The organism is Brevundimonas bullata (genome assembly GCF_014207965.1).
In the GTDB taxonomy this organism is placed as follows: domain Bacteria; phylum Pseudomonadota; class Alphaproteobacteria; order Caulobacterales; family Caulobacteraceae; genus Brevundimonas; species Brevundimonas bullata_A.
In genome coordinates this window covers 52040-74124 of sequence record NZ_JACHLM010000005.1, presented here as the reverse complement: position 1 = coordinate 74124, position 22085 = coordinate 52040, and the positions used below count along the sequence as shown (strand labels likewise).

15 protein-coding genes are annotated in these 22085 nt (G+C 66.4%); 6 read left to right on the top strand and 9 right to left on the bottom strand.

What is annotated here, in order from left to right:
- Positions 1-7 precede the first annotated feature (7 nt).
- The 3 genes from HNP51_RS13975 to HNP51_RS13965 are packed head-to-tail and all read left to right on the top strand — an operon-like array spanning position 8 to position 3161.
- Positions 8-1735 (top strand): class I adenylate-forming enzyme family protein, encoded by a 1728-nt coding sequence (locus HNP51_RS13975; RefSeq protein WP_184272161.1) that lies wholly within the window; start codon positions 8-10, stop codon positions 1733-1735.
- Positions 1732-2679 (top strand): nitronate monooxygenase family protein, encoded by a 948-nt coding sequence (locus HNP51_RS13970; RefSeq protein ID WP_184272165.1) that lies wholly within the window; start codon positions 1732-1734, stop codon positions 2677-2679. The genes HNP51_RS13975 and HNP51_RS13970 overlap by 4 nt, the downstream gene beginning before the upstream one ends.
- Positions 2676-3161: a PaaI family thioesterase gene (locus HNP51_RS13965; protein WP_184272168.1), complete on the top strand. Its 486-nt coding sequence runs from the start codon at positions 2676-2678 to the stop codon at positions 3159-3161. Before HNP51_RS13970 ends, HNP51_RS13965 begins: the two co-directional genes overlap by 4 nt.
- A 21-nt stretch (positions 3162-3182) precedes the next feature.
- Here the strand turns inward: HNP51_RS13965 and HNP51_RS13960 are convergent, their stop codons facing one another.
- The 3 genes from HNP51_RS13960 to HNP51_RS13950 all read right to left on the bottom strand — a co-directional run bounded on the left by HNP51_RS13960 (position 3183) and on the right by HNP51_RS13950 (position 7851).
- A complete protein-coding gene (locus tag HNP51_RS13960; protein ID WP_184272171.1) occupies positions 3183-4403 on the bottom strand; it encodes an acetyl-CoA acetyltransferase in 1221 nt (406 codons plus the stop codon).
- A gap of 17 nt (positions 4404-4420) precedes the next feature.
- The gene (locus tag HNP51_RS13955; RefSeq protein WP_184272174.1) at positions 4421-6283 is read right to left on the bottom strand and encodes an AMP-binding protein; all 1863 of its coding nucleotides are present in this window, start codon (positions 6281-6283) and stop codon (positions 4421-4423) included.
- 71 nt (positions 6284-6354) lie between these two features.
- The gene (locus HNP51_RS13950; protein ID WP_184272177.1) at positions 6355-7851 is read right to left on the bottom strand and encodes a carotenoid oxygenase family protein; all 1497 of its coding nucleotides are present in this window, start codon (positions 7849-7851) and stop codon (positions 6355-6357) included.
- 112 nt (positions 7852-7963) lie between these two features.
- Between HNP51_RS13950 and HNP51_RS13945 the strand changes: the two genes are divergently transcribed.
- Positions 7964-9034 carry a phosphotransferase family protein gene (locus HNP51_RS13945; RefSeq protein WP_184272179.1) on the top strand — a complete coding sequence of 357 codons (1071 nt, stop codon included), beginning with the start codon at positions 7964-7966 and terminating at the stop codon, positions 9032-9034.
- Entirely contained in the window at positions 9031-10236 is a 1206-nt protein-coding gene (locus HNP51_RS13940) for an acyl-CoA dehydrogenase family protein (protein ID WP_184272182.1), read from the top strand. The genes HNP51_RS13945 and HNP51_RS13940 overlap by 4 nt, the downstream gene beginning before the upstream one ends.
- A 240-nt stretch (positions 10237-10476) precedes the next feature.
- Here HNP51_RS13940 and HNP51_RS13935 read toward each other — a convergent pair whose 3' ends face one another.
- Positions 10477-12111 carry a carboxylesterase/lipase family protein gene (locus tag HNP51_RS13935; protein WP_184272185.1) on the bottom strand — a complete coding sequence of 545 codons (1635 nt, stop codon included), beginning with the start codon at positions 12109-12111 and terminating at the stop codon, positions 10477-10479.
- Complete coding sequence (locus tag HNP51_RS13930) at positions 12111-14495, bottom strand: TonB-dependent receptor (RefSeq protein WP_260398522.1); 2385 nt, start codon at positions 14493-14495, stop codon at positions 12111-12113. The genes HNP51_RS13935 and HNP51_RS13930 overlap by 1 nt, the downstream gene beginning before the upstream one ends.
- A 207-nt stretch (positions 14496-14702) precedes the next feature.
- On the opposite strand from HNP51_RS13930, the gene HNP51_RS13925 reads away from it, so the two are divergent.
- Positions 14703-15611, top strand: coding sequence for a LytTR family DNA-binding domain-containing protein (locus HNP51_RS13925; RefSeq protein ID WP_184272192.1), 909 nt, complete (start codon positions 14703-14705; stop codon positions 15609-15611).
- A gap of 122 nt (positions 15612-15733) precedes the next feature.
- On the opposite strand, the gene HNP51_RS13920 is transcribed toward HNP51_RS13925, so the two are convergent.
- From HNP51_RS13920 to HNP51_RS13905, 4 genes are all read right to left on the bottom strand, one after another.
- Positions 15734-17083 carry a metallophosphoesterase family protein gene (locus HNP51_RS13920; RefSeq protein ID WP_260398523.1) on the bottom strand — a complete coding sequence of 450 codons (1350 nt, stop codon included), beginning with the start codon at positions 17081-17083 and terminating at the stop codon, positions 15734-15736.
- 14 nt (positions 17084-17097) lie between these two features.
- A complete protein-coding gene (locus HNP51_RS13915) occupies positions 17098-20250 on the bottom strand; it encodes a TonB-dependent receptor (protein ID WP_184272195.1) in 3153 nt (1050 codons plus the stop codon).
- A 96-nt stretch (positions 20251-20346) separates the two neighbouring features.
- Positions 20347-21312 (bottom strand): FecR family protein, encoded by a 966-nt coding sequence (locus HNP51_RS13910; protein ID WP_184272198.1) that lies wholly within the window; start codon positions 21310-21312, stop codon positions 20347-20349.
- Complete coding sequence (locus tag HNP51_RS13905; protein ID WP_184272201.1) at positions 21296-21811, bottom strand: RNA polymerase sigma factor; 516 nt, start codon at positions 21809-21811, stop codon at positions 21296-21298. Before HNP51_RS13905 ends, HNP51_RS13910 begins: the two co-directional genes overlap by 17 nt.
- Positions 21812-22085: the final 274 nt, after the last annotated feature.

Sequence of the window (22085 nt, the reverse complement as noted above, 5' to 3'; positions counted from 1 at the left end):
GACCGACATGATCGTCGTGCCGGAGGAGCGCATCCGCGATTTCAAGGCCAGGGGCTGGTGGGGCGAGGAGACGCTGGACGATCTGTTCCGCCGCCACGTCGCCGCCATGCCCGACGCCGAATCCGTGGTCGATCCGATCAACCGCGAGGCCATCATGGGCGGGGCCCCGGCCCGCCTGACCTGGGCCGAGGTCGAGGACAGGGTGGCGCGCTATGTCGCTGTCCTTCACGCAACCGGGGTCGGCCGTGACGACGTGGTGGCGGTGCAGCTGCCCAACGTCATTGAACTGGGCCTGATCTATCTGGCCTGCATCCGGCTCGGCGCTATCGTCACCCCCGCTCCGGTCCAGTACCGCGAGCACGAACTGGCCTATATTCTCCGCAAGACCGACGCCAAGGCCGTCGTCACCGCCGCCCGCATCGGCAAGCACGCCCACGCCGAGATGATGCTGGCGGTCCAGACGGGCGCCGCGGCCCTGAACACCGTTCTGGTCGTCGGCGGCCATGCGCCCGACGGAACCATCGACCTCGACGCCCGCGCCGCCGGGCTGGATGAGGCCGAGATCGAGGCCGGTCGCGCCGCCGCCCGCGCGGCGAACATCTGCGCCGACGACATCGTCACCATCTGCTGGACCTCGGGCACCGAGGCAGAGCCCAAGGGCGTGCCGCGCAGCCACAACGAATGGATCATCATGGGCGCCGGCGTCACCGACGCCGCCGACCTGAAGCCCGGCGCGGTCCTGCTGAACCCCTTCCCCATGGTGAACATGGCGGGCATCTCGACCAGCTTCGTCTCCTGGCTGCTGCTGGGCGGGGTGCTGGTGCAGCATCAGCCGTTCGACCTGCAGATCTTCCTGCAACAGGTCCGCGACGAGAAGATCGACTACACCGTCGCCCCGCCCGCCATCCTGAACCTGCTGCTTCAGAACGAGGCCCTGCTGGAGGGCGTGGACTTTGGTCGGCTGCGCGCCATCGGCTCGGGCTCGGCGCCCCTGTCTGAATGGATGGTCCGCACCTTCCACGAGAAATACGGCGTCCAGATCGTCAACTATTTCGGCTCCAACGAAGGCGCCTCCTTCCCGAGCGCCCAGAAGGACGTGCCCGACGCCGCCGAACGCGCCGTCCTGTTCCCCCGCCTGGGCGATGGCTTTGAATGGAAGGCCCTGCTGCACGACCGCATCTTCACCCGTCTGGTCGATCCCGAGACCGAGCAGGAGATCACCGAGCCGGGCCTTCCCGGCGAGCTGCGGGTCAAGGGGGCGACAGTCTTCTCCGGCTATTGGCGCGCACCCGAGATCAACGCCCGCGCTTTTGACGGCGACGGCTGGTTCCGCACCGGCGACCTGTTCGAACTGGCCGGCGACCGGCTGCAGTTCTATCGCTTCGTCGGGCGTCTGAAGGACGTCATCATTCGCGGCGGGATGAACATCTCCTCTGAGGAGATCGAGGGCCATCTGATCGGCCACCCGGCCGTGGCCGACGCCGCCGTGGTCGGCGCGCCCGACCCGAACCTGGGCGAACGCCTGTGCGCCTTCGTCGTATTCAAGCCCGGTCAGAGCGCTGACCTGGGCGACATCAACCGCTTCCTGACCGGCGACAAGCACGTGGCCGTCTACAAGCAGATCGAACGGCTGGAGGTCATCGCCCTCCTGCCGCGCAACCCCGTCGGCAAGGTGCTGAAGCGCGAACTGCGCCAGTCCCTGGGCGACCAATCCGGACACCTGAAATCCGCATGACCACCGCCTTCCCTCACCCGATGCGCCTGCCCGTGATCGCGGCGCCCATGTTCCTTGTCAGCGGACCGGAACTGGTCATCGCCGCCTGCAAGGCTGGGATCGGCGGCGCCTTTCCCACGCCCAACTGCCGCACCGTCGCCGACCTCGACGCCTGGATGGGCCAGATCACCGACGCCCTGTCGCCGGGCGACGGTCCCTGGGTCGCCAACCTGATCACCCATTCGACCAACGCCCGTTTGGCCGAGGATCTGGCCCTGGTGGCCCAGTACAAGCCGCCCATCGTCATCACCGCCCTGGGCTCGCCCAAGCCGGTCATGGAGACGGTCAAGGCCTATGGCGGCCTGGTCTTCGCCGACGTGGTCAACATGGCCCTGGCCAAGAAGGCGGCGGACGCGGGCGTGGACGGCCTGGCCTGCATCAGCGCCGGCGCCGGCGGCCACACCGGCCACCTGTCGCCTTTCGCCTTCGTCTCGGCGGTGCGCGAGTTCTTCGACGGCTGGCTGACCATCGGCGGCGGCATCGCCGACGGCGCGGGCGTGGCGGGCGCCGTCGCGGCGGGCGCCGACATGGTCTATATGGGCACCCGCTTCCTGGCCGCCGCCGAGAGCCGGGCGCAGGACCCCTACAAGCAGATGATCGTGGACTGCGGGCCGGACGACCTGATCGTCTCCTCGGCCATCACGGGCACGCCCGCATCGTGGTTGAAGCCCAGTCTGCGCGCGGCGGGCATGGACCCGGACGCCCTGGGCGGTCCCATCACCCGCGACTATTCCGGCGACGCCGCGCACAAGCGCTGGCGCGACATCTGGGCCGCCGGTCAGGGCCTGCAAAAGGTCGGCGCCGTCGAGCCGACCGCCGTCGTAGTGGATCGGCTGGAGGCCGAATACCGCGCCGCCGCCACCCGCTTCGCCGGCCTGACCGCGCCCCGGAGCACCGCCGCATGACCGCGTCGCCCCAGATGATCCAGCCGCCCGCCTTCGCCCTCGACCCGGCGCAGAGCGGGCTGGAGCTGGCGCGCCGCTGGATCGAAACGGTCTGGCCGGGCGGTTTCGTCAACCGCCTGGCCGCCCGTCCGGTCGAGGCGGCTGCAGGCTTCATGCGGGTCGAGTGCGACATCGACCCCGGCCACTCCAACTTCGTCGGTCTGGTCCATGGCGGGGTGACGGCGGCACTGGTCGACATCGTCGGCGGCGGGGCGGCCATGACCCTGCTGAAGCCGGGCGAGTTCCTGCTGTCCACCGACCTGTCGATGCGCTTCCTCAACGCCGCCCCCATCGGCTGCGGACGGCTGATAGCCGAGGGCCGCGCGGTCTATGCCGACCCGCGCAAGGTGGTGGCCGAGGTGACGGTCTCGACGCCCGACGGCCTGACCATCGCCCACGGCTCCGCCGCCATCGCCATCCGCGTCCGGCCTCAGGACGGCTGAGCCGCCCCGAGGCCTGAGGCTTCAGTCGCGGCCGATCACCAGGCTGACGGTCGTGGTGGTCGAGCCGCCGATGTTCAGGGTCTGGACGTTACGCGCCCCCTCGACCTGACCGCCGCCCGCCGTCCCCGTCGTCTGGCGGAAGGCGTCCAGCGCCATCCGCACCCCGGTCGCCCCGACCGGATGGCCGCAGCCGATCAGCCCGCCCGACGGGTTGATCGGCAGTCGCCCGCCGATCTCGATATCCCCCGCCTCGATCGCCTTCCAGCTCTCGCCCGGCGCGGTCAGGCCCAGATGGTCGATGGCCATGTATTCGGTCATGGCGAAGCAGTCGTGCGTCTCCACCGCGTCGATCCCGTCCAGCGACAGGCCCGCCCGCGCCCGCGCCTCGTCAATGGCGCGCTTGACCTGAGGGAAGACGTAAGGCGCCCCGGCGCTGGCCTCGACCTTGCGCTGATAGCTGATCGGTCCCGAGCGATGGCCCCAGCCCTTGATGCGCGGCAGGGATTCCAGCGGCACGCCGCGCCGCCGGGCGTAGTCCGCCGCCCGCTCGGCCGAGGCCAGGACCACCATGGCCGCCCCGTCCGTCACCTGGCCGCAGTCGCTCTTGCGCACCCGCCCCTCGATGACCGGATTGGCCTCGTCGTCGGCCGAGAAGCTGGCGTCGTTGAAGACATAATCCCGCGTCTGGGCGTTCGGGTTCAGCCTGGCGTTGGCGAAGTTGATCTGGGAGATGCGGCGCAGGTGCGCCTCGTCGATGCCATAGCGACGGTCGTATTCGTCGGTCAGTTCCGAAAAGGCGCGCGGCCAGACATAGCGCGCGCCCTGATACTCATGCCCGACCCAGGCGGCGGCCCCCAGATAGGCGGCCCCCGTCTCGCCCGGCACGTTGCGCATCATCTCCAGTCCCAGGACGGCGGCGGTTCCATAGCGGCCGGACTCGATGTCCGCCATCGCCGCCAGCAGGGCGATGCTGCCCGAGGCGCAGGCCGCTTCGTGCCGCGAGGTCGGCAGACCGTCGAAGGTCGGCTCGGCCATGGCGAAGAAGCCGCCCAACTGCCCCTGCCCCGAGAACAGGTCGCCGACGAAGTTGCCGACATGGCCGACCTCGACCTCGCCCGGCGCCATGCCCACGGCGTCGAGACCGCCGTGCATGGCCTCGGCGAAACCGTCGCCGATCTCCAACCCTTCGCGGGCCCAGTTGCGTTTGAAGTCGGACTGCCAACCGCCCAGGATATAGACCATCGGATATTCTCTCTGTTTCAGGCGACGACCACGCCCGGCCCCGGCGGCTCGGTGTAGAGGGCGTCGACCTGGGCCTTGCGGTTGTCGATGACGGCGCGGCGGTTGATGGTGGCCTTGTCCGACACCTCGTGGGCGTTCGGATCGGGCGGCGTGGTCAGGAAGGCCAACCGGGCGATACGGCCGCTGGCGCCGTGGGCCAAGGCGTTGTGCGCGGCCAGCCGCTCCCGCGCCGCCTGCGCCAGGGCGCCCGAGGTCAGGGCCTCAACGACCTCCATGTCCAGCGCAGCCTTGATACCGGCCGCCGAGGGCCAGGCCAGAACGCCCAGCCACGGTCGGTTGTCGTCGCACAGCACCACCTCGGCGGCCAAAGGCGCCAGGGCCTGCAAGGCCGCTTCGCGCATCTGCGCCCCGAACACCCAGGAGCCGGTAGACAGCTTGAACTGGTCCGCCAGCCGCCCGGCGAAGAAGACGCCCTGGGCCGGATCGTCCCGGTCGGCCAGGGTCGCCAGATCGCCCATGCGGTAATAGCCGTCGGCGTCGAACGCCTCGGCGGTCCGCGCCGCGTCGTCGTGATAGCCGGCCATGACGTTGGGGCCACGCACCCGCACCTCGAACTTGTCCGCGTCGTGCGGGACCAGCTTCACCTCGACGCCCGGCACCGGCAGACCCAGCCCCAGTCGGTCGGTGTACTGATGCACCACCATGAAGCCCGCCGTGGTCTCGGTCGCGCCATAGGCCGAGGTCAGCATGATGCGATGGCCGGTTTCCTGCACCGCCATGGCCTGTATCCGGTCGCTGACCGACTGGCTCAGGGCCGCGCCGCCGAAGACCATGACCCGCAGGTCCGAGAAAAAGGTCCGGCGCAGCTCGGCGTCCGCCTCCAGCGCGTCGGCCAGCATGGCGTAGCCGGTGGGGACGTTGACATAGTAGCGCACCGGCAACTCGCGCAGGTTGCGGATCGACTCCTCGAACAGGCCCGGCATGGGCTTGCCGTCGTCGATGTAGAAGGCGCCGCCCGCCAGCAGGACGGCGCGCAGCACCGCCGCCCCCGCCACATGGTTCCACGGCATCCAGCCCAGCATCTGCCCCGACCAGGCATAGCCTTCGCCGATCACCTGAGCGGCCTGGGCGGTGTTGGCGGCGACCGATTTCAGGCTCAGCGGCACGACCTTGGGCAGGCCGGTCGAGCCCGAGGTCATCATGAACTGGGCGACCTGATCAGGCTGCAACCCCTCGATGCTCGCGGCGACATCTGGGCCAGGCCGTGTCGCCATGACCTCGGACAGAGGCAGGCTGGGACGGGTCAGGGCCTCGGGCGTCGCGGTGATGACGATGGCGTCGCCCAGGTCCAGGGCGTCGATCGCGCCCGCGACCATGCGCGCGTCCTCCACCAGCAGGATCGACGGCTTCAGACTGCGGATGACGTGGTTCAACCGCCCCAGATCGCCGCCCAGCAGGGCGTAGTGGGCGCTGACGGGCGCGGTCGGCACGCCCGCCGCCATGGCCCCGAACAGGAAGGCGGCCATGGCCGGACTGTTGGCGCCCATCAGCATCAGCGGCCCGCCCGTATGCTGCGGATGATCCAGCAGCCACTGGGTCACGGCGTCCATGCGGCGCTTCAGACCGTCGTAGTCCAGCGTGGACCAGGCCCCGCCCTGTGCCGGATCGCGCCGCGCCAGGGCCGTCTCCGCCCCCCGGCGCGCCGCCACCCCGGCAAAGGCGCGCGGCAGGTTCCAGTCATGCGCGGCCAGAGCCACGCGCGAGCGCATCACCATCGCCCCGTCCGCCTCGCGCCGCACGTCCAGATCGACGGGCATCAGCCCGGCGTCGCGGAAGCCTGCGGTGCGCCACTGCTCCGACATCTGATCCGATGCGTCCATGAAACCCTCCCGATCGCCGCCTCAAGACGGTCTGCTAATAAAAGCAAGATGAGATGCAGAACGACGCGGGGTCAAGCCGCGTCGGCGGCGTCCGCCTCGGCGGTCAGGAAGCGGCGGTCGGCCCAGCAGGCGTGGGTGCCGGAACTGATCTTGTGCGGCAGGGCGATGCGGCAGACGGGGCCGTCCTCGAACCGCTTGCAGTCGATCAGGATGCACTCCGACCGGCCCGCGTTCTCATCGATGATGAAGCTGACCAGATAGCCGTCGTCCTCGTCCGTCGCCCCGATGCGCGGCGCGAACGGCGCCTCGCTGGCGTAACGCCCATCGGGCAGGGTCACGGTCCAGGATTCGCCGGTCTTCAAATCGTGCTTGATGAAGCCGTTGAACAGGAACCAGCCCGGCTTGGTCGTGGTGCTGTAGGCATAGCGATAGGGCTGGCCGGCGTACTGCTGATTGATGGTGCCGAACTCGACCAGCCGGTCGTCCAGCCGCTCTTCCTTGGTCGTCCCGTCCACCAGATTGAAGCGCCAGCGGTGCAGTTTCGGGCGGAAGCTGTTCTCGTCGACGAAGGCCATCATGTGGGCGTGCTCGGCGTAGATCTCGGGCAGGTCGCCCAGCGGGTCCGGCATCGGCTTTTCCTGGAAATAGCCGTCCATGACGATCTCGTCGCCCTCCTCATAGGCGTTGAGGAAGTGCAGCACATAGGTCGGCGCCGCCTCGAACCAGCGGATATCTTTGGCCTCGCCGTAGCGGGGAATGACGGCGAAACGCGACGGCATGTCGGGGCGATAGCGCACGGCGTGATAGCCCGCCTTCAGCGCCTTCTCGTCCCAGAACAGCGGGAAGTCGTTCAGGATGGTGTAGTTTTCGCTGAAGATCATGTCGTGCGGCAGACGCGCGCCCGGCAAGGGAACGGGCGTGTAGTGGGTGCGCCGCCCGTCCGGGCCGACCACGCCGTAATACATATAGGGCGCGTGCTTGGAGTAGTTGAAGAACAGCAGCTCGCCGGTCCGCTCGTCCACCCGCGCATGGGCCGAAACCCCGTCCAGCGGCGCCCAGGGCGCCACGCCCTGATCCTCCAGCGAGGTCGGGTCCAGCTGATAGGCCTCGCCGCACTGGTAGAAGGTCGCCAGCGCCTTGCCGGCATGGACCACCACGTCGGTGCTGGCCGAATCCTTGATGCCGCCATGGGCGCCGAAGCCGGGCCGCTTCGACACTTCCGGTCCGTCCATCATCCCGCCCCACAGGCTCTCGCCCGCCTGCTGCTCCGCCTGGAAACAGCGGCTGCGCACGAAGCGGTTGCGATAGTCGGCCTTGCCGTTGCGGAAGCTGATCTGATGCAGCATCCCGTCGCCGTCGAAGGGATGGTGACGGCCCCGGGGCGTGTGAATCTGGTTCTCGGTGTTGCGGATATAGACGCCGTCGATGTCCGCCGGGATCGCCCCCTCGATCACCTCCAGATCAACGGCGTTGACCTCCTCATGCTGAGGCGTCCACGGCCCGCTGAGGTAGGGGTGATTACTGGGCTTCAGGGTCGCGACGATGGGCGACAACCGCTCGATCTGCATGGCTCATCTCCTGGCTCTGGACGAAGCCTCGCCTTTTTGGTCTATTTACGCAAGTCATAGATCGGCGCGGCTGAGCCGGGCGTGTGATCACCCATTCAACAAGGTTTCGCCCATGTCCCAGACCATCACCTTCGAGGGGTCCGGCCCCGTGCGGGCGGGGCATGAGCTGCCAGTCGAGCGCCTGACGGCCTGGCTGCAACAGCAGGCGCCGGACGTGCGCGGCCCCTTCGACATCCGCCAGTTCAACGGCGGCCAGTCCAACCCGACCTATCGCCTGGACACACCGGGAAAATCCTACGTCCTGCGCCGCAAGCCGGGCGGCCCTGTCCTGAAAGGCGCCCATGCGGTCGAGCGCGAGCATCGCGTGATCTCGGCCCTGCACGCCGCCGGCTTTCCCGTCCCCGCGCCCTTGGCCCTGTGCGAGGACGAGGCCGTCATTGGCTCGACCTTCATGGTGATGGAGATGGTCGAGGGCCGCATCTTCTGGAGCCCCACCCTGCCCGATCTGACGCCGGATCAGCGGGCCGCGCATTTCGACGCCCTGAACGCCACCATTGCCCGCCTGCACAGCCTAGACATCCAAGCCCTCGGCCTGGGTGACTACGGCCGCCCCGGCGCCTTCTTCGCGCGCCAGATCCAGCGCTGGTCCCGGCAGTATCAGGAAGACGACCTGGCGGGGCGCGATCCCGACATGGACCGGCTGGTCGCCTGGCTGCCCGAGAACATGCCCGAGGACGACGGCGCCGCATGCGTGGTTCACGGCGATTTCCGCGCCGACAACCTCATCTTCGCCCCTGACAGCGCCGAGGTGCGGGCCGTGCTGGACTGGGAGTTGTCGACCCTGGGCCATCCCATGGGCGACTTCACCTATCACCTGATGATGTACCGTCTGCCGCCGTCCATGATCGGCGGCTTTGCCGGCGCCGACCTGAAGGCCCTCGGGATTCCCAGCGAAGCCGACTATCTGGCCGCCTATTGCGAGCGGGTCGATCGCGCGCCACCCACGGCGGACGAACTGCGCTTCTACATGGCGTTCAACATGTTCCGGCTGGCGGCCATCTTCCACGGGATCATGGGCCGGATCGCGCGCGGCACCGCCGCCTCCGCCCACGCCCAGACCATGGCCGACAACCTGCCCGCCCTCGCCGCCCTCGCCTGGGCCCAGACGGAGACGACATCATGAGCCGCAACGATCTCGATCAGGGCCAGGCCATCGCCGCGCGCGTCGAACGCTTCGTGCGCGACGTCGTCATTCCCTATGAGAAGGACCCGCGCGCCACGTCGCACGGTCCGACCGAAGATCTGGTCGTCGAACTGCGGACCGTGGCGCGCGCCGCCGGGCTGATGACGCCGCACATCGGGGCCGACGGCTCGCACCTGTCGCAGCGGGCGACGGCCTTGGTGCTTCAGGCGTCCGGCCTGTCGCCGCTAGGCCCGGTCGCCCTCAACGTCATGGCCCCGGACGAGGGCAATATGTACCTGCTGGGCCAGGTCGCCAGCGAGGCTCAGAAGCGCCGCTTCCTCGCCCCCCTGGTCAGCGGTCAGGCGCGCTCCGCCTTCTTCATGACCGAACCCGCCGACGACGACGGCGCGGGCGCCGACCCCTCCATGCTGAAGACCACCGCCGTGCCGGACGGCGACGGCTGGCGCATCAACGGCCGCAAGGCCTTCATCACCGGCGCGGTCGGCGCCTCGGTCGGCATCGTCATGGCCCGCACGGACGCGGGCGACGGCAAGGTCGCGGCCACCATGTTCCTGGTGGACCTGCCCGACCCCGCCGTGCGGGTCGAGCGGGTGATGGAGACGATCGATTCCTCCATGCCCGGCGGCCATTCGATCATCGCCCTCGAAGACCTGCGCGTGCCCGGCGACCAAATCCTCGGCGCCCCGCATCAGGGTTTCAAATATGCTCAGGTCCGTCTCAGCCCGGCCCGTCTCAGCCACTGCATGCGCTGGCTCGGTGCCTGCCGCCGCGCGCACGAGATCGCCGCCGCCTACGCCGTCAAACGCCACGCCTTCGGCAAGCCGCTGATCGACCATGAGGGCGTCGGCTTCATGCTGGCCGACAACCTGATCGCACTGAAGCAGGCTGAGCTGATGATCGACTGGTGCGCCGGCGTGCTGGACACCGGCGCCCTAGGCACGACCGAAAGCTCCATGACCAAGGTCGCCGTGTCCGAGGCCCTGTTCGGCGTCGCCGACCGCTGCGTCCAGATCATGGGCGGAACCGGCGTCTCGGGCGACACCGTGGTCGAACAGATCTTCCGCGAAGTGCGCGCCTTCCGCATCTATGATGGCCCCAGCGAGGTCCACCGCTGGAGCCTGGCCAAAAGAATCAAGCGCGAGACACTCGAGGCCGCCGCTGACGGCTTCGGACTCGCATAGTCATCACCAAGACCCGTAACGACTGGGATGGGTGCGCGCCATTCTTCCCCCCGCTGCGCTTCGGCGTCAGGGTCGGGTTCGTCGCGCGGGTGAACCAATGATCTGGGCCGCTGGGCGCGTCTCGCCAATAAGGCGGCGTCAGGGCCGATCCAGGCTTTCTCGGAAGACGCCTAACAGGCCTGACCGCTCGAGGCGCGACAAAGGACATCTAGTCTTTCGTCGCGCCCGAACGCAATTGCGTCAGTCTGATCCGGAAGACGAAAGGATCACCGTCTCGTAGCGCTGGCGATGATAGTCGGTGCGTCGCTGTTCAATGCCGGGGCGCACCTCCGGATGCGGTTCCACCGACAATACGGGGTCGCTTTTAGGATCATACTCTGGCCAGTTTGGCAGCCCCGGTCCATTGGGATTTCCGGTTCTGGCGAAATGCGTCCAGTAATCACCTAACATATTTGATATTTTTCGCCCAACTTCATCAATACGATCATCGCGCTGATCAACAACGCTGATTAGTTTATCACCATCATAGCCGAAGATATAAGGAACCTCGTCGCCGTGGCTCGCTCCCGGCTTCTTCAGGGTCAGGAACTCCGGAACATAGGCGAACCGATAGACGAAGGCAGGCTGCCCCTGAGCCGCCGTTTCCGTAGCGAAGAACTTCGGCGGCACATGAAAGGCGGTATCGACGAACCACTGCTCGGCCAAGGCGCGATCATCTATATTGCCGTAAACTTGGCGGGCTTCTTCCGGTGCGATGTCTCGCAGGACCACGCGCAAGGGCATGGGGAAACGCGACACCATCCCTTCTTCCCAACTCGTCGAGCCAATCATGAGGGGAACGCGATGGTTTCGCCCCTCCCTGAACATCACGCCGATGTTCTCCGGGATGACACGACCGTCGATAACCGGCTGCATGGCGTTAGCCATCTCAGTATCGGAATAGGCGATGATCTCCTGCCACGGCAACGCTCGAAGCCAGGCGGCGGCGTCTTCGCCTTTCGGCGCCGGACGGGCCTCGGAAACCAGCTTGGCCGCCATGGTCTCTCCGTCACCTTCAAGCGACGGAGACGCGGGCGTCGACCGATGCAGATAGCGGGGATACTCGATGCTAAGCGATCCGCTTTGAGCGATCGCCTTATGAAATTTTCCCTCCGCCAGCGGCGACACCATCAAGGCCGTCACGGCCACGGAGCCTGCCGATTGGCCGAAAATGGTGACATTGTCGGGATCGCCGCCAAACGCCGCTATATTCGCCTGAACCCAGTCTAGGCCCGCGGCCATATCCATGAGGCCATAGTTGGCCAGCGGCTCATCCGGGTGCTCTGCGGACAGGGCTGGATGCGCAAACAACCCCAGCCTGTCGAGACGGTAGTTGATGGTGACGACCACCACGCCCCGACGCGCGAGAGCGCGTCCATCATAAAGCGCGCCCGACCCAAAGCGCGCCGAACCCCCGTGCAGATAGACCATCACCGGCGCCTTCTCGTCGGGCCGCAGATCCGGACTATAGACGGCCAGGCTAAGGCAATCTTCGCTCATGCCGAACGCCGACGCCCGATCCCTGATGCGGGTGGACTGAGGGCACGCCGGGCCGTGTGAAACGGCGCTACGGACCCCTTCCCAGTTTTCGGCCGAAACGGGGGGCCGCCAACGAGCTTCACCGGCGGTTGATCCCGCAAAAGGGACGCCGCGGAAAATGGCCACGCCGTTCTGCACGACGCCTTGGACGGCGCCATTTCGGGTTTGCACTACCGGCGTCGGATCCGGCGCCGTCGCTGTTTCTGGCGCGGGCGCCGCCGCACTCAGCAGGATCACCGCCCCTATCGCCAAGGTCACCGTGGCGCCGCCCGTCCCACGCTTGATAAAGCCCCTCATCAGAATCGCGCCCGCACTACCAGGCCCGCCGTCCGCCCCGGTGAATAGGACACCGACATCCGCCACGGGAAGAAAGTGACGTTGGCTCCGTCAGCCGTGTTGGTGAAGGAAACGTCGCGGAAGGCGCCGGTCGGTTTGACGTCGTCGAACAGGTTGTCGACGAAGGCTTCGATCGTCCATCGATCTGACCGCACGCCGGTCCTCAAATTGACCGTCCCGCGCGACGGAACCCAGGACAGGTTGTCCGCCCCGTTGAACTGCTTGGTCCGGTAGAAGGCGTCGCCTCTCAGGGTCCATCGCCAGTCCGCTGTCAAATCCCGCTCATAGGTGAAGGAGCCGTTGGCCTGCCATTTCGAGGTCTGGGCCAGTTGATTGCCCGACACGTCCCCGCCCGTGGCTGCATAGCTGGGGAAGGTCGCATAGGTGGCCAGCACCGCGTCGTCAAAGCGTGCGTCGTTGTAGGATAGACCCAGCGATGTCGTGAATGTGGGAGTCCAGCGCATCTGAGACTGCAGCTCCGCCCCGTACACGCTGGCCGAACCGGCATTGGTCTCCACCGCATAGGGCAAGGCCGGCGGCGCAGGCGTATAGATCTGCGGGATCAGAATATCCTGCCAGTCGATGTAATAGACTGACAGATCGCTGGTGAACCGACGGTCGGTGCTGGTCGTCTTCAGCCCCAGTTCGTAGTTCCACAAGGTCTCGGGGTCATAGCTGTTGATCCGCGCCGACTGGACATCATACGAAATCCCGCCCGGCTTGGCCCCGCGCGCCGCGGTCGCATAGACCAACAAGCCGTCCCGCGCCCGCCAGTCCAGGGTGAAGCGCGAGGTCACGGCCTTCCAGTCGTCGGACTGGGCGACACCTGCGGGCGAGACGAAAGACTGCTCGTCATAAGCGTAGCGAAGCTCGGCCCGCGCCGTCAGTTGAGGCGTGATCTCGCCGTCGACCGAGCCGAATAGGGCCCAGCCCTTGGTGTCCGCCCGCGAGTTGGCGTTGGGATCGACGTCCGTACCGTTGAACCAGCCGCCAAAGGCCAGATTGCCGACCGGGGCCACGACGGCAAAGGGCGGGAACGGCAGCCGAATGTTCGGCGCAAAGCTGCTGAAATCCTCCGGCTTGGGCGTCAGGGCCTGAATCCCGACATCACCGGTCGTGGTTTCAACCTCATAGTAAAAGGCCCCGAGCGAGACGCGCACGCGACGGTCCTGGGGCGTGCTGGCCCGGATTTCCTGGCTGAACTCCTGGACCTCGACAGGCCGGGCGATACGCAGCATCTCGACCGCGAAAGCGCCCAACCGGAACGGCGGCCCGCCGGTCTTTTCGTACAGGAACAAGGTGGAGCCGGTCGCCGTCCGCGATCCGTCGGTCACGGATTCATAGGTCAGGTCGCTGAACCCTGTCAGGGCGTTGACGGTCAGGAAGTCGCCGCGCCATTCCCCGGTCAGACTGATCTTGGTCAGGTCGCGTGTGTCGCCGGTCGCCCCGCGAATGGCGCCAAAGGCGGCGTTGACCGGCGCCTGGGCGATCTCGCCGCAGACCGTCTGATACGCGCCTGCGCTGTTGCGCTCGCAGTTGGCTGCAACCGAGGCGACCGCCGCCTGATCGATTTCATCATGCGAGACGTACAGGCTGGCCCCCAGATCCAGCCGCGGCGTCGGGTGAGCCGCCAGACTGGCCAGCAGGGTCTGATAGGTGGAGCCGCCAATGTCCGGCCCGTCCTTGATCGTATTGTCGAAAGCGCCGTCCCAGCGGTCGTAGCCGACCGCCAGTCGGCCCGAGAGCTTATCCGCGACCAGAGGGCCGCTGACGGACAGTCGAGCGGCGCGGCGGCCATGATCGCCTACCGTCACCTCACCCTTGCCCGAGAACACGTCCGACGGCTCGGCCGTGATGATGTTGATGGCGCCGCTGAAGCTGTTGCGGCCGTAGAGGGCGCTTTGCGGGCCTTTCACCACCTCGATCCGTGCGATGTCCAGTTGGCTGAGATTTAATCCCTGACGCCCCGAGACATAGACGCCGTCAACAAAGACCGCCGCGTTGGTTTCGCCAAAGATATTGGTCTGGGAGATACCGCGAATGACCGGCGTGGGAATCTGTTCACCGAAAGGAGAATAGAAAGTCAGACCCGGCGTCATCTGCGCCACGTCGTCGAGATTCGAGATGCCGGCATCCTCGATCATGCGCTCGTTAAACGCCGTGATAGGGAGCGGGACGTCTTGAAGGCGTTCTGCAGTGCGGCGCGACGTCACCACAATGTCGTCGACCTGGGTGGTCGGCTCCGTTGGCGAGCTCGATTGTCCCCACGCAAGGCCAGAGGCCAGAAATATTGGCAAGCCAGCTGACGCGAAAAGAACGGCTTTGGATATCTGATGCTTTGTCATCCTTGATTCCCCCTCGTGCGACGTTCGAAACGCGCCGCATCCGCTCTTTGTCTATGAGGGCGAAAAACGCTCGACCAGACCTATCCCGCCAACGTAAATGTCCGGACTAATAAGTTTCGCGAATAACGACCTGTCACAGCGCCAGCGCCACTCGCGGTCGCGAACATCGGGGCCTCGAAGGACCAAGAGTCACTAGGGAAGCCAGCCTTGACCCATCTCAGCCGCACTTCTAGCCTGAGCAAGAGCGAGGCGGGGCGCATGATCCAAGACAGCAAGGCTATGACGGCGGAGGTGGGGTCAGCGTGGTTGGCCTCGGCCACATTGCATCTTGCTATACCATTTGTGGTCGCCTTGGCTTTTGGCTGGAACCGCACTGTCGTCGGGCCAGAGACATCGCTGATCATCTCCTGGACTTTTTGGTACGGCTTCATCCAGATGATCTGGATCGGAGCGGCGGTGGGCAGCGAGTTGGTCTATCGCCTTCTGGCTCCCTGGCGTCCGCCTCTCTGGCTGATTACCGTACTCGGGCCCGTAGCGATCGCGGTCCTTATGCTGGGGGTGTATGCGCCCATGGTGGAATTCGGTCGCTCGCTGGGCGGAGGCGGGCTGATGTCGGCGACCCGAGTAGCCCCGGCGTTCAGCTTGGATTTCACCATGCAGTTTCTGCGCAACATCCTGCCAGGAACCGTACTTTGGGTGGGCGTGAACTACCTCTTTGACAGAATGGTTGGAACGCCACGCTACCGTTATCCCGATCTGCCTCAGGCCGCGCGGAGCCACTCAGCAGAACCGCCGTCGCCACCGATCCTCCATCGACTATCCGATGACCTTCAAGGGGACCTGCTATTTCTCCAGGCTAAAGATCACTATGTTCGCGTAGCGACGACAGCGGGCCAGAAGTTGGTCCACTCCCGCTTCAGCGACGCGATCACGGCCGCCCACCCTGTTGGGGGCGCTCAGGTTCACCGCTCGTTCTGGGTAGCTTACTCGGCGATCATTGAGCTCAAAAAAACCTCCAGCGGCGCCTATTCCGTCCTTATCGCCGACGGGACTCTTCTGCCTGTCAGCCGGACCTATCTGGACAACCTGCGGAAACAGCACAGCCGTCCGACCTGATCGTCCCTTCCACCGGTTCATTGACTGAAAGGCGCCGCTCCCTCCCGTCGGCCGAGGTTTGATTGCACGAGTGTGGGATGAGGTCTGCTCGACAACCGACCTCACTGATCCGCCGCCCAGCCCTATTCGTCGTCGTGCTGGGCAGCCAGGGTCTCCACGCGCGCGACGCCGTCCGCGCCCTTGGTCAGACGGAAGGCGTCCAGTTCGCGGCCCGTCGCGGTGAAGGCGCGATAGACCACGGCGTCCGGCGACACATCCAGGGTCTGGAAGGTCTGGGTCCGCGAGGCCGAGCGCGAGGCCCAGCCCAGATCCGCGACCGGATACATCTTGGGCCCGGCGACCGAGACCACATAGGTCGAGCCGTGATCGGACGGACGCGCCGGCCCCGCATTGAGCATGGGGCCGGTTCCTATGGCCCCGCGCGCATAGCCGTGATCATGGGCCTGCAGCACCAGATCGACGCCGTACTTGTCGATCAGCGGCTTCAACGCGTCGCGCACCCGCGAGTTGTCGCGATCCGGATCGATCGAGAACAAAGGGAAGTGCAGGAAGAGCGCCGTCCATCGGTTCGGATTGTTGGCCAGCAGTCCGTCCAGCCAACGCACCATCTCGCCCCGCATGGCCTCGTCGCCGTGGAACAGAGGGGCGTCGACCGAGATCAGGCGCAGACCCTGATAGTCAACGGTCCAGGCCGTCTCCTTCAGCTTCTCGACGCCCGCCGGGCCGGTTTCCGGCAGGGTGTACTGACGCCGCCACTGAGGGTTCAGCACCGGGCCGCGCCCGTATTCGTGATTGCCCGGCGTCGGCATCTGCGGCGTCTGGGCATAAAGGAAGCCGCCGGCGGCAAACCATTCGCCCCATTCGTTGTCGCTGTCGTGGCGGTTGATCAGGTCCCCGGCGTGGATGACGAAGGCGGCGTCCCCGGCCTTGCGGAAGGCCATCCTCATGGTGCGCGACGCCTCGCTGAGAATGTTGTTCTGCATGTCCCCCATATAGAGGAAGGTGAAGGGCTCCGCCGTCGTCGCCGCCGTGCGGAACTGCAGCCATTCCGACCACCGCGCACCGTCGCCGACGCGGTAGGCATAGACCGTCTCCGGCTTCAGCCCCTTCAGCACCGTCGAATGATAGGCCGCCCGGAACTCGGCGGCCTCGCGCACGGCGATGGTCGCGTCGTCGGTGACGGCGCTCACGCGGACCGCCTGCTGGATGAAGTCCGGTCCGTCCTGAGCCTCGGCGTATTCGACCAAGCCGACGGCGCCGGGCGCGGTGCGCCAGGTCACCGCCATCTCGTGCGCCGGATCGGCGGTCAGGTTCAGGATGATCCGTTCCGGCTGCTCGGTCGGAGGGACCACCGGCCGGTCCGAAGCCTGAACCGGCGCGGGTTCGGGCCGCGCGGGTCGATCCTGGGCCAGCGATGCTCCGCCCAGGGCCGCAAGCGCGGCCCCGAGCATCAGGGCGTGGGTCGTTTTCATGCTGCCCACCCCGATCAGAAGACGTAGGTCAGGCCGACCGAGATCGACCGCCCGTTCTTGATGTAGGCGCGGCTGGAGCTGGTGCTGGCGCCGGCGGTGTACCAGTAGGTGTGGTTGTCGAAGAGGTTCTGCACCTGCAGCGACGCGGTCGCCCCATCCCACAGCTTGCGCCGCACGTTCAGGTCCACGAACTCGTAGTCCTGCTCATAGGGATTGTTGCCGAAGTCCTGGATGCCTTCGAGGAATTCCGACTGATAGCTGTAGGCGGCATAGGCCTCCCAGCCGTCGCGCGCCCAGAAGATCTGGACGTTGGCGACCGCCTCGGGCGTCTCCATCAGCGGCAGGGTATAACCCTGCGGGTGCCAGGAAATGCCCGTCTCGGCCTCCGACTTCTGCAGCGTCAGGTTCACGCTGGCGCCGAGCGCCGATAGCGGCCCCGGCAGCCAGTGGAAGACCTGCTGGGCGCTCATTTCGACGCCGTAAACCCGCGCCCACTTGCCGTTGTTGGGCTTGGAGACGGTCACGCCGTCCGGGCCCACGTTCACGCCCGACGTCCCGTCGCGGATATTCGACGACGAGGAGCGGTACAGGAAGTTCTCGATGTCCTTGTAGAACAGACCCAGCGAATAGGCTCCCGTATCGCCGTTATAGCGCTCGACCGACAGGTCGTAGTTGATCGCCTTCATCGGCTTCAGGTCCGGGTTGCCCTGCTCGATGGCGACCAGCAGCCACTCGTTCTTCGGATTGATCTTGCCGTCGCCGTCCGGGTCGCTGTCGTAGCCGTACTCGCGCGCCGAGGACATGCGGGCGATGTCGGGACGGGCGAAGCTGGTCCAGATGGCGGCCCGCACCTTGGTCCGGTCGTCCAGGTCATAGTTGAGGTGGATCGACGGCAGGACGTTGATGAAGTCGCTCTTGTCCGTCGCGTAGTGCGCGCCCTGAACCTCGTCGAGAATATAGGCGTCGATCGTGTTGTTGGTGCTCTCGACGCGGACGCCGCCCAGGATCTGCGCCTGACCGAAACGGGCCGTGGCCATCAGGTAGCCGGCGAAGATGTCCTCCTGGAAGGTGAAGCTGTCCTCGCCGCTCAGTTCGGCGTTGCCGGGATCGGTGGCGAAGCCGTCGAAGAAGTCGCTGTTCCCCTCCATGGCGCGCTGCAACTCGGCCAGCATGGCGTCATTGTCGATGACCGTGCCCAGGCGATAGAGGCCCGAGTACTCGCCGTCGAACAGGCTGGTGACCGCCTTGCCGTAGAAGCGGGAGAAGTCGGCCAGGGTGCCCGAGGCGTCCAGATCCAGAAACTCGCCGCTATAGGTCGAGCGCTTGGAGCTATAGAATTTACCGCCCGTCTTCACCGCTTCCAGCCAGGTCGAGACCGGACGCCATTCGACGTTGAACTGGCCCTGCCACAGCTCTTCCTCGGCCCCGCCGATCTCGCCCGACAGTCCGGCGAAGCCGTATTGGCTGTTGTCGTGGATCGCCGCCATGCCGGCGTCGTTCAGCACCCATTTGGGGAAACGGCTGTCGCCGAAGTTGACGACATTGACGCCCTTGTTGCCCAGCCAGCCGTACTTGTCGCTGCGGAACTCCATCTCATAGGAGTCGTCGGTATTGTCCTCCGACTTGGCGTAGGAGAGGTCATAATCGACCGTGAAGTCGCCCAGGCGGCTGACGCCGCCGAGGTTCAGCGACATCACCGTGCCAGTCTCGCGCGAGCCCTCCCAGAAGCGACGCAGGCGGAAGCCCTGCGGGTCCCAGGTCCCTGAGGCGCCGTCCAAAGTGTAATAGGACCGCGCCGAACGGTCGGCGTCGGTGATCCGACCGTCCTTGTCGCGGTCGACGATCTGGGCCGTGGTGTAGCTGTAGATCCGGCCCAGCTTGGCGTCCGTGCCGATCACCGCGTCCTCGGGCCGCAGCAGACCCGTCACCGTCTTGTCGACCTGGCTCAGGCGGGTCGAGTTCTTGCCCGTGTCGTTGCGGAAGTTCAGGCGGTTGCCGAACTCGTCCTGGGTGTATTCGTTGAACTGACCCCGCAGGTGAAAGTCGTGGTCCGCGCCGCGATAATCGAGGCTGGCGTTCAGGCCGTGACGTTCCACCTCGGTCTCGCCGAAGCCCAGGTTCATGCCGCGCATGACGAAACTGGCGGTGTCCCAGCCCATGGTCTCGCTGTCGGCGTACCAGACCGGCGGCTGGTTATCGCCGTCCACCCCGTTCTGCTCGAACTGCGACTTGCGCCGCGACCAGCTGCCGGTGACGAACAGGCCCCAGTTGTCGTTGAACTGGCGCCCGAAAGAGCCGGAAATCTCGCCCGACTTCTCGTCATCGAACTTGTCCAGCATCCCGGCCGAGACTGACAGGACGCCATAGACCGGGTCGTGGTCAAAGGCCGTCGGTGTGCGGATGTCGATGGTGCCGCCCAGGGCGTCGCCATCGCGGTCCGGGGTCAGGCTCTTGATGACGGTGATCGAGTCGATCCCTTCCGGCGGCAGAAAGCTGAGGCGCACGCCGCGATAGAAGTTGTCGCCCGGCGAACCGGCGCCGCCCATGCGCACGCCGTTCATGGTGTAGTTGTTCAACTCGGTCGACAGACCGCGAATGGTGATGCGGTCGCCCTCGCCCGTCGTGTGGTTGCGCACCGCGTTGACGCCCGGCAGACGCGACAGGGACTCGGCCACGTTGTTGGCCGGCAGGTCGCCCATATCGTCGGCGCTGATGACGTCCGAGATGAAGTCGGCCTTGCGCTTGGCGTCCAGCGACCGGCGCAGGCCCGCCGCATACCCGACCACCTCGACCTCGGCGACCTCGAAAGCGTCCGGCGAGACGAGGCTGGCTTCAGCAGATTGACGCACCAGGGTCAGAACCCCGCGCACCTCACGCGCCTCGACGCCCGAGCCGGCGATCATGCGACCCAACGCTTCACGCGGCGTCATCGCCCCGACGACGGCGTTGGAGGTCCGCCCCCGCGTGAGGCTCGGATCAAAGACGATCTGAAGGCCCGTGTCGCGCGACAGGGCCTGTAACGCCCGGCCCAGGTCCTGGGCCGGAATGGAGATGACGGCGCGCGTCTCGGCCCCGGATGTCGCCTGCCAGGCGTAGGCAGGCGCGGCAGCGGACGCCAGAACAGCGATGGCGGCCGCTGTAAGCAGGCCGGTCTTGTGAATAGGCATTCGATAAATCCCCTGCGATCATACGGATCGTTATGGGGTTAGACGGCGACTGCAGAGGTCCTGACAGCTGTCATGAAAACTTGCCCTGAAGGTCGCCTAACCTTTGGAAATCTCAAAATGATCCGCCCCCTGACGGGTCAGTTTGAAGCCGTGAATTCCAGCCATGGCGGCCAGGGCGTCTTCCGGTCGGTCATAGGCGAAACGCCCGCTGACCAGGGCCCGCCCCACGCCCGGGTCCGCCAGCTTGACCTGGACGCCTGTGGCGCGTTCCAGGTCCTCGACCACACTGGCCAGGGTCGCTTCATTGAACTCCAGCCACCCCTTGGCCCAGGACGGAACATCGGTCTCGGCTTCCGGCCTGAACATTGTCTCGCGTTCCACCACGCCGCCCAGGACTGTCGCGCGTTCACCCGCGCGCACCTTCATCCACATGCCCCGGTTCGACATCACCTTCACGACGCCCTCGAACACCACCACCTCAACCACCTTGCCGTCAGGGGTCTGGCGTTGATCCACGTTGAACCGGGTCCCCAGGGCCGTGACGCGCACGCCGTCCACTTCGACCGAGAAAGGTCGTTCCTTGTCAGGCGCGACTTCAAAGAAGCCCTCGCCCTTGAGACGCAACCGACGTTCCTTGTCGTCCAGTTCGACGCGAACTTCGCTCAACCCGTTCAGCAGAACGGCGGAACCGTCCGCCAGCGCGACAGGCTGCGGGACGCCCCTGGAGCCGACGATCAGGTCCCCTCGCGGCATGAGGACCGCCACAAGCGCCAGCGCCCCGCAAACCGCCGCCAGGCCGCCCCCGATGACAAGGGCGCGCGGCGCCGACTGCCGGCCCCGCGGCGCCGGCCGCGCCCGCGCCACCCGCTGCGACGCCCAGATCACGGCGGCGTCGGAAATCAGGGCGTCATGCCGCCTCAGCAACTCCGCCCGTTCCGGACGCCCCTCCAGCCACTGATCAAGCGCCGCCTGTTGCTGTGGCGACCATGTCGCCGCCCGTCTGGCGTCAGCCCAAAGCGCAGCCTGCCGATCATCTTTCGATCGGTTAAATCTGATCGGCATGGCGGCCCTCCGCCGTTCGGCGCAGCGTCTGAGCTGCGCGGCTGTAATGTTTCTGCACGGCCTCGACCGACAATCTCAGATCACGAGCGATCGCTTCATAAGACTCCTCGCCCGCACGACGTCGCACAAAGACCTCACGCCGCAAGGCCGGCATGGCCTCCAGCGCCCGCTGACATAGTTGCAGTCGTTCACTCATGTCCAGCGCCTCCAGCGGCGTCGCCCCGCTGTCGATGAGATGACCCGCCTCTTCCAGATCCTCGATCTGCACGTTGGCGACACGGCGACCGCGATCGATCAGAATGTTGCGCGCCGCCCGCATGGCGTAGGACAGAGGGTCGTTGATCAGCGTCTCGCGCGCCCGCGCCAGGACGCGCATGATCGCCTCTTGCGCCACGTCCTCGGCGTCGCCCGCTATCGTCAGCCGTCGCCGCACATAGGCCAGCAGGACCCGATTCTGCGCCGCCAGCATCCGCCCCACCTCCTGTTCGTGACTGATCACACGCGACGCCCCCTGACGGAGCGTGGCTATAGGGACCGATCATGACAGCGAGGATGAAGTTTGGTGTCGGTTTAACGTCAGAACGCTACCACCTTCATAGCGGATCGGAGCAGAGATGCGTCTGCTCCTGGCGAGGGCAGCGCGGCACGGCTGCCTGCGACAACGGACGTGGCATCGCCCGTCGTGAGCGTCGATCTCGCTGCGGAAAGCAGAAAACCCCGCAGCCTGGAGCTTCGGGGTTTTCTTGAATGCTTTGGCTGCGGGAGCCCGCACC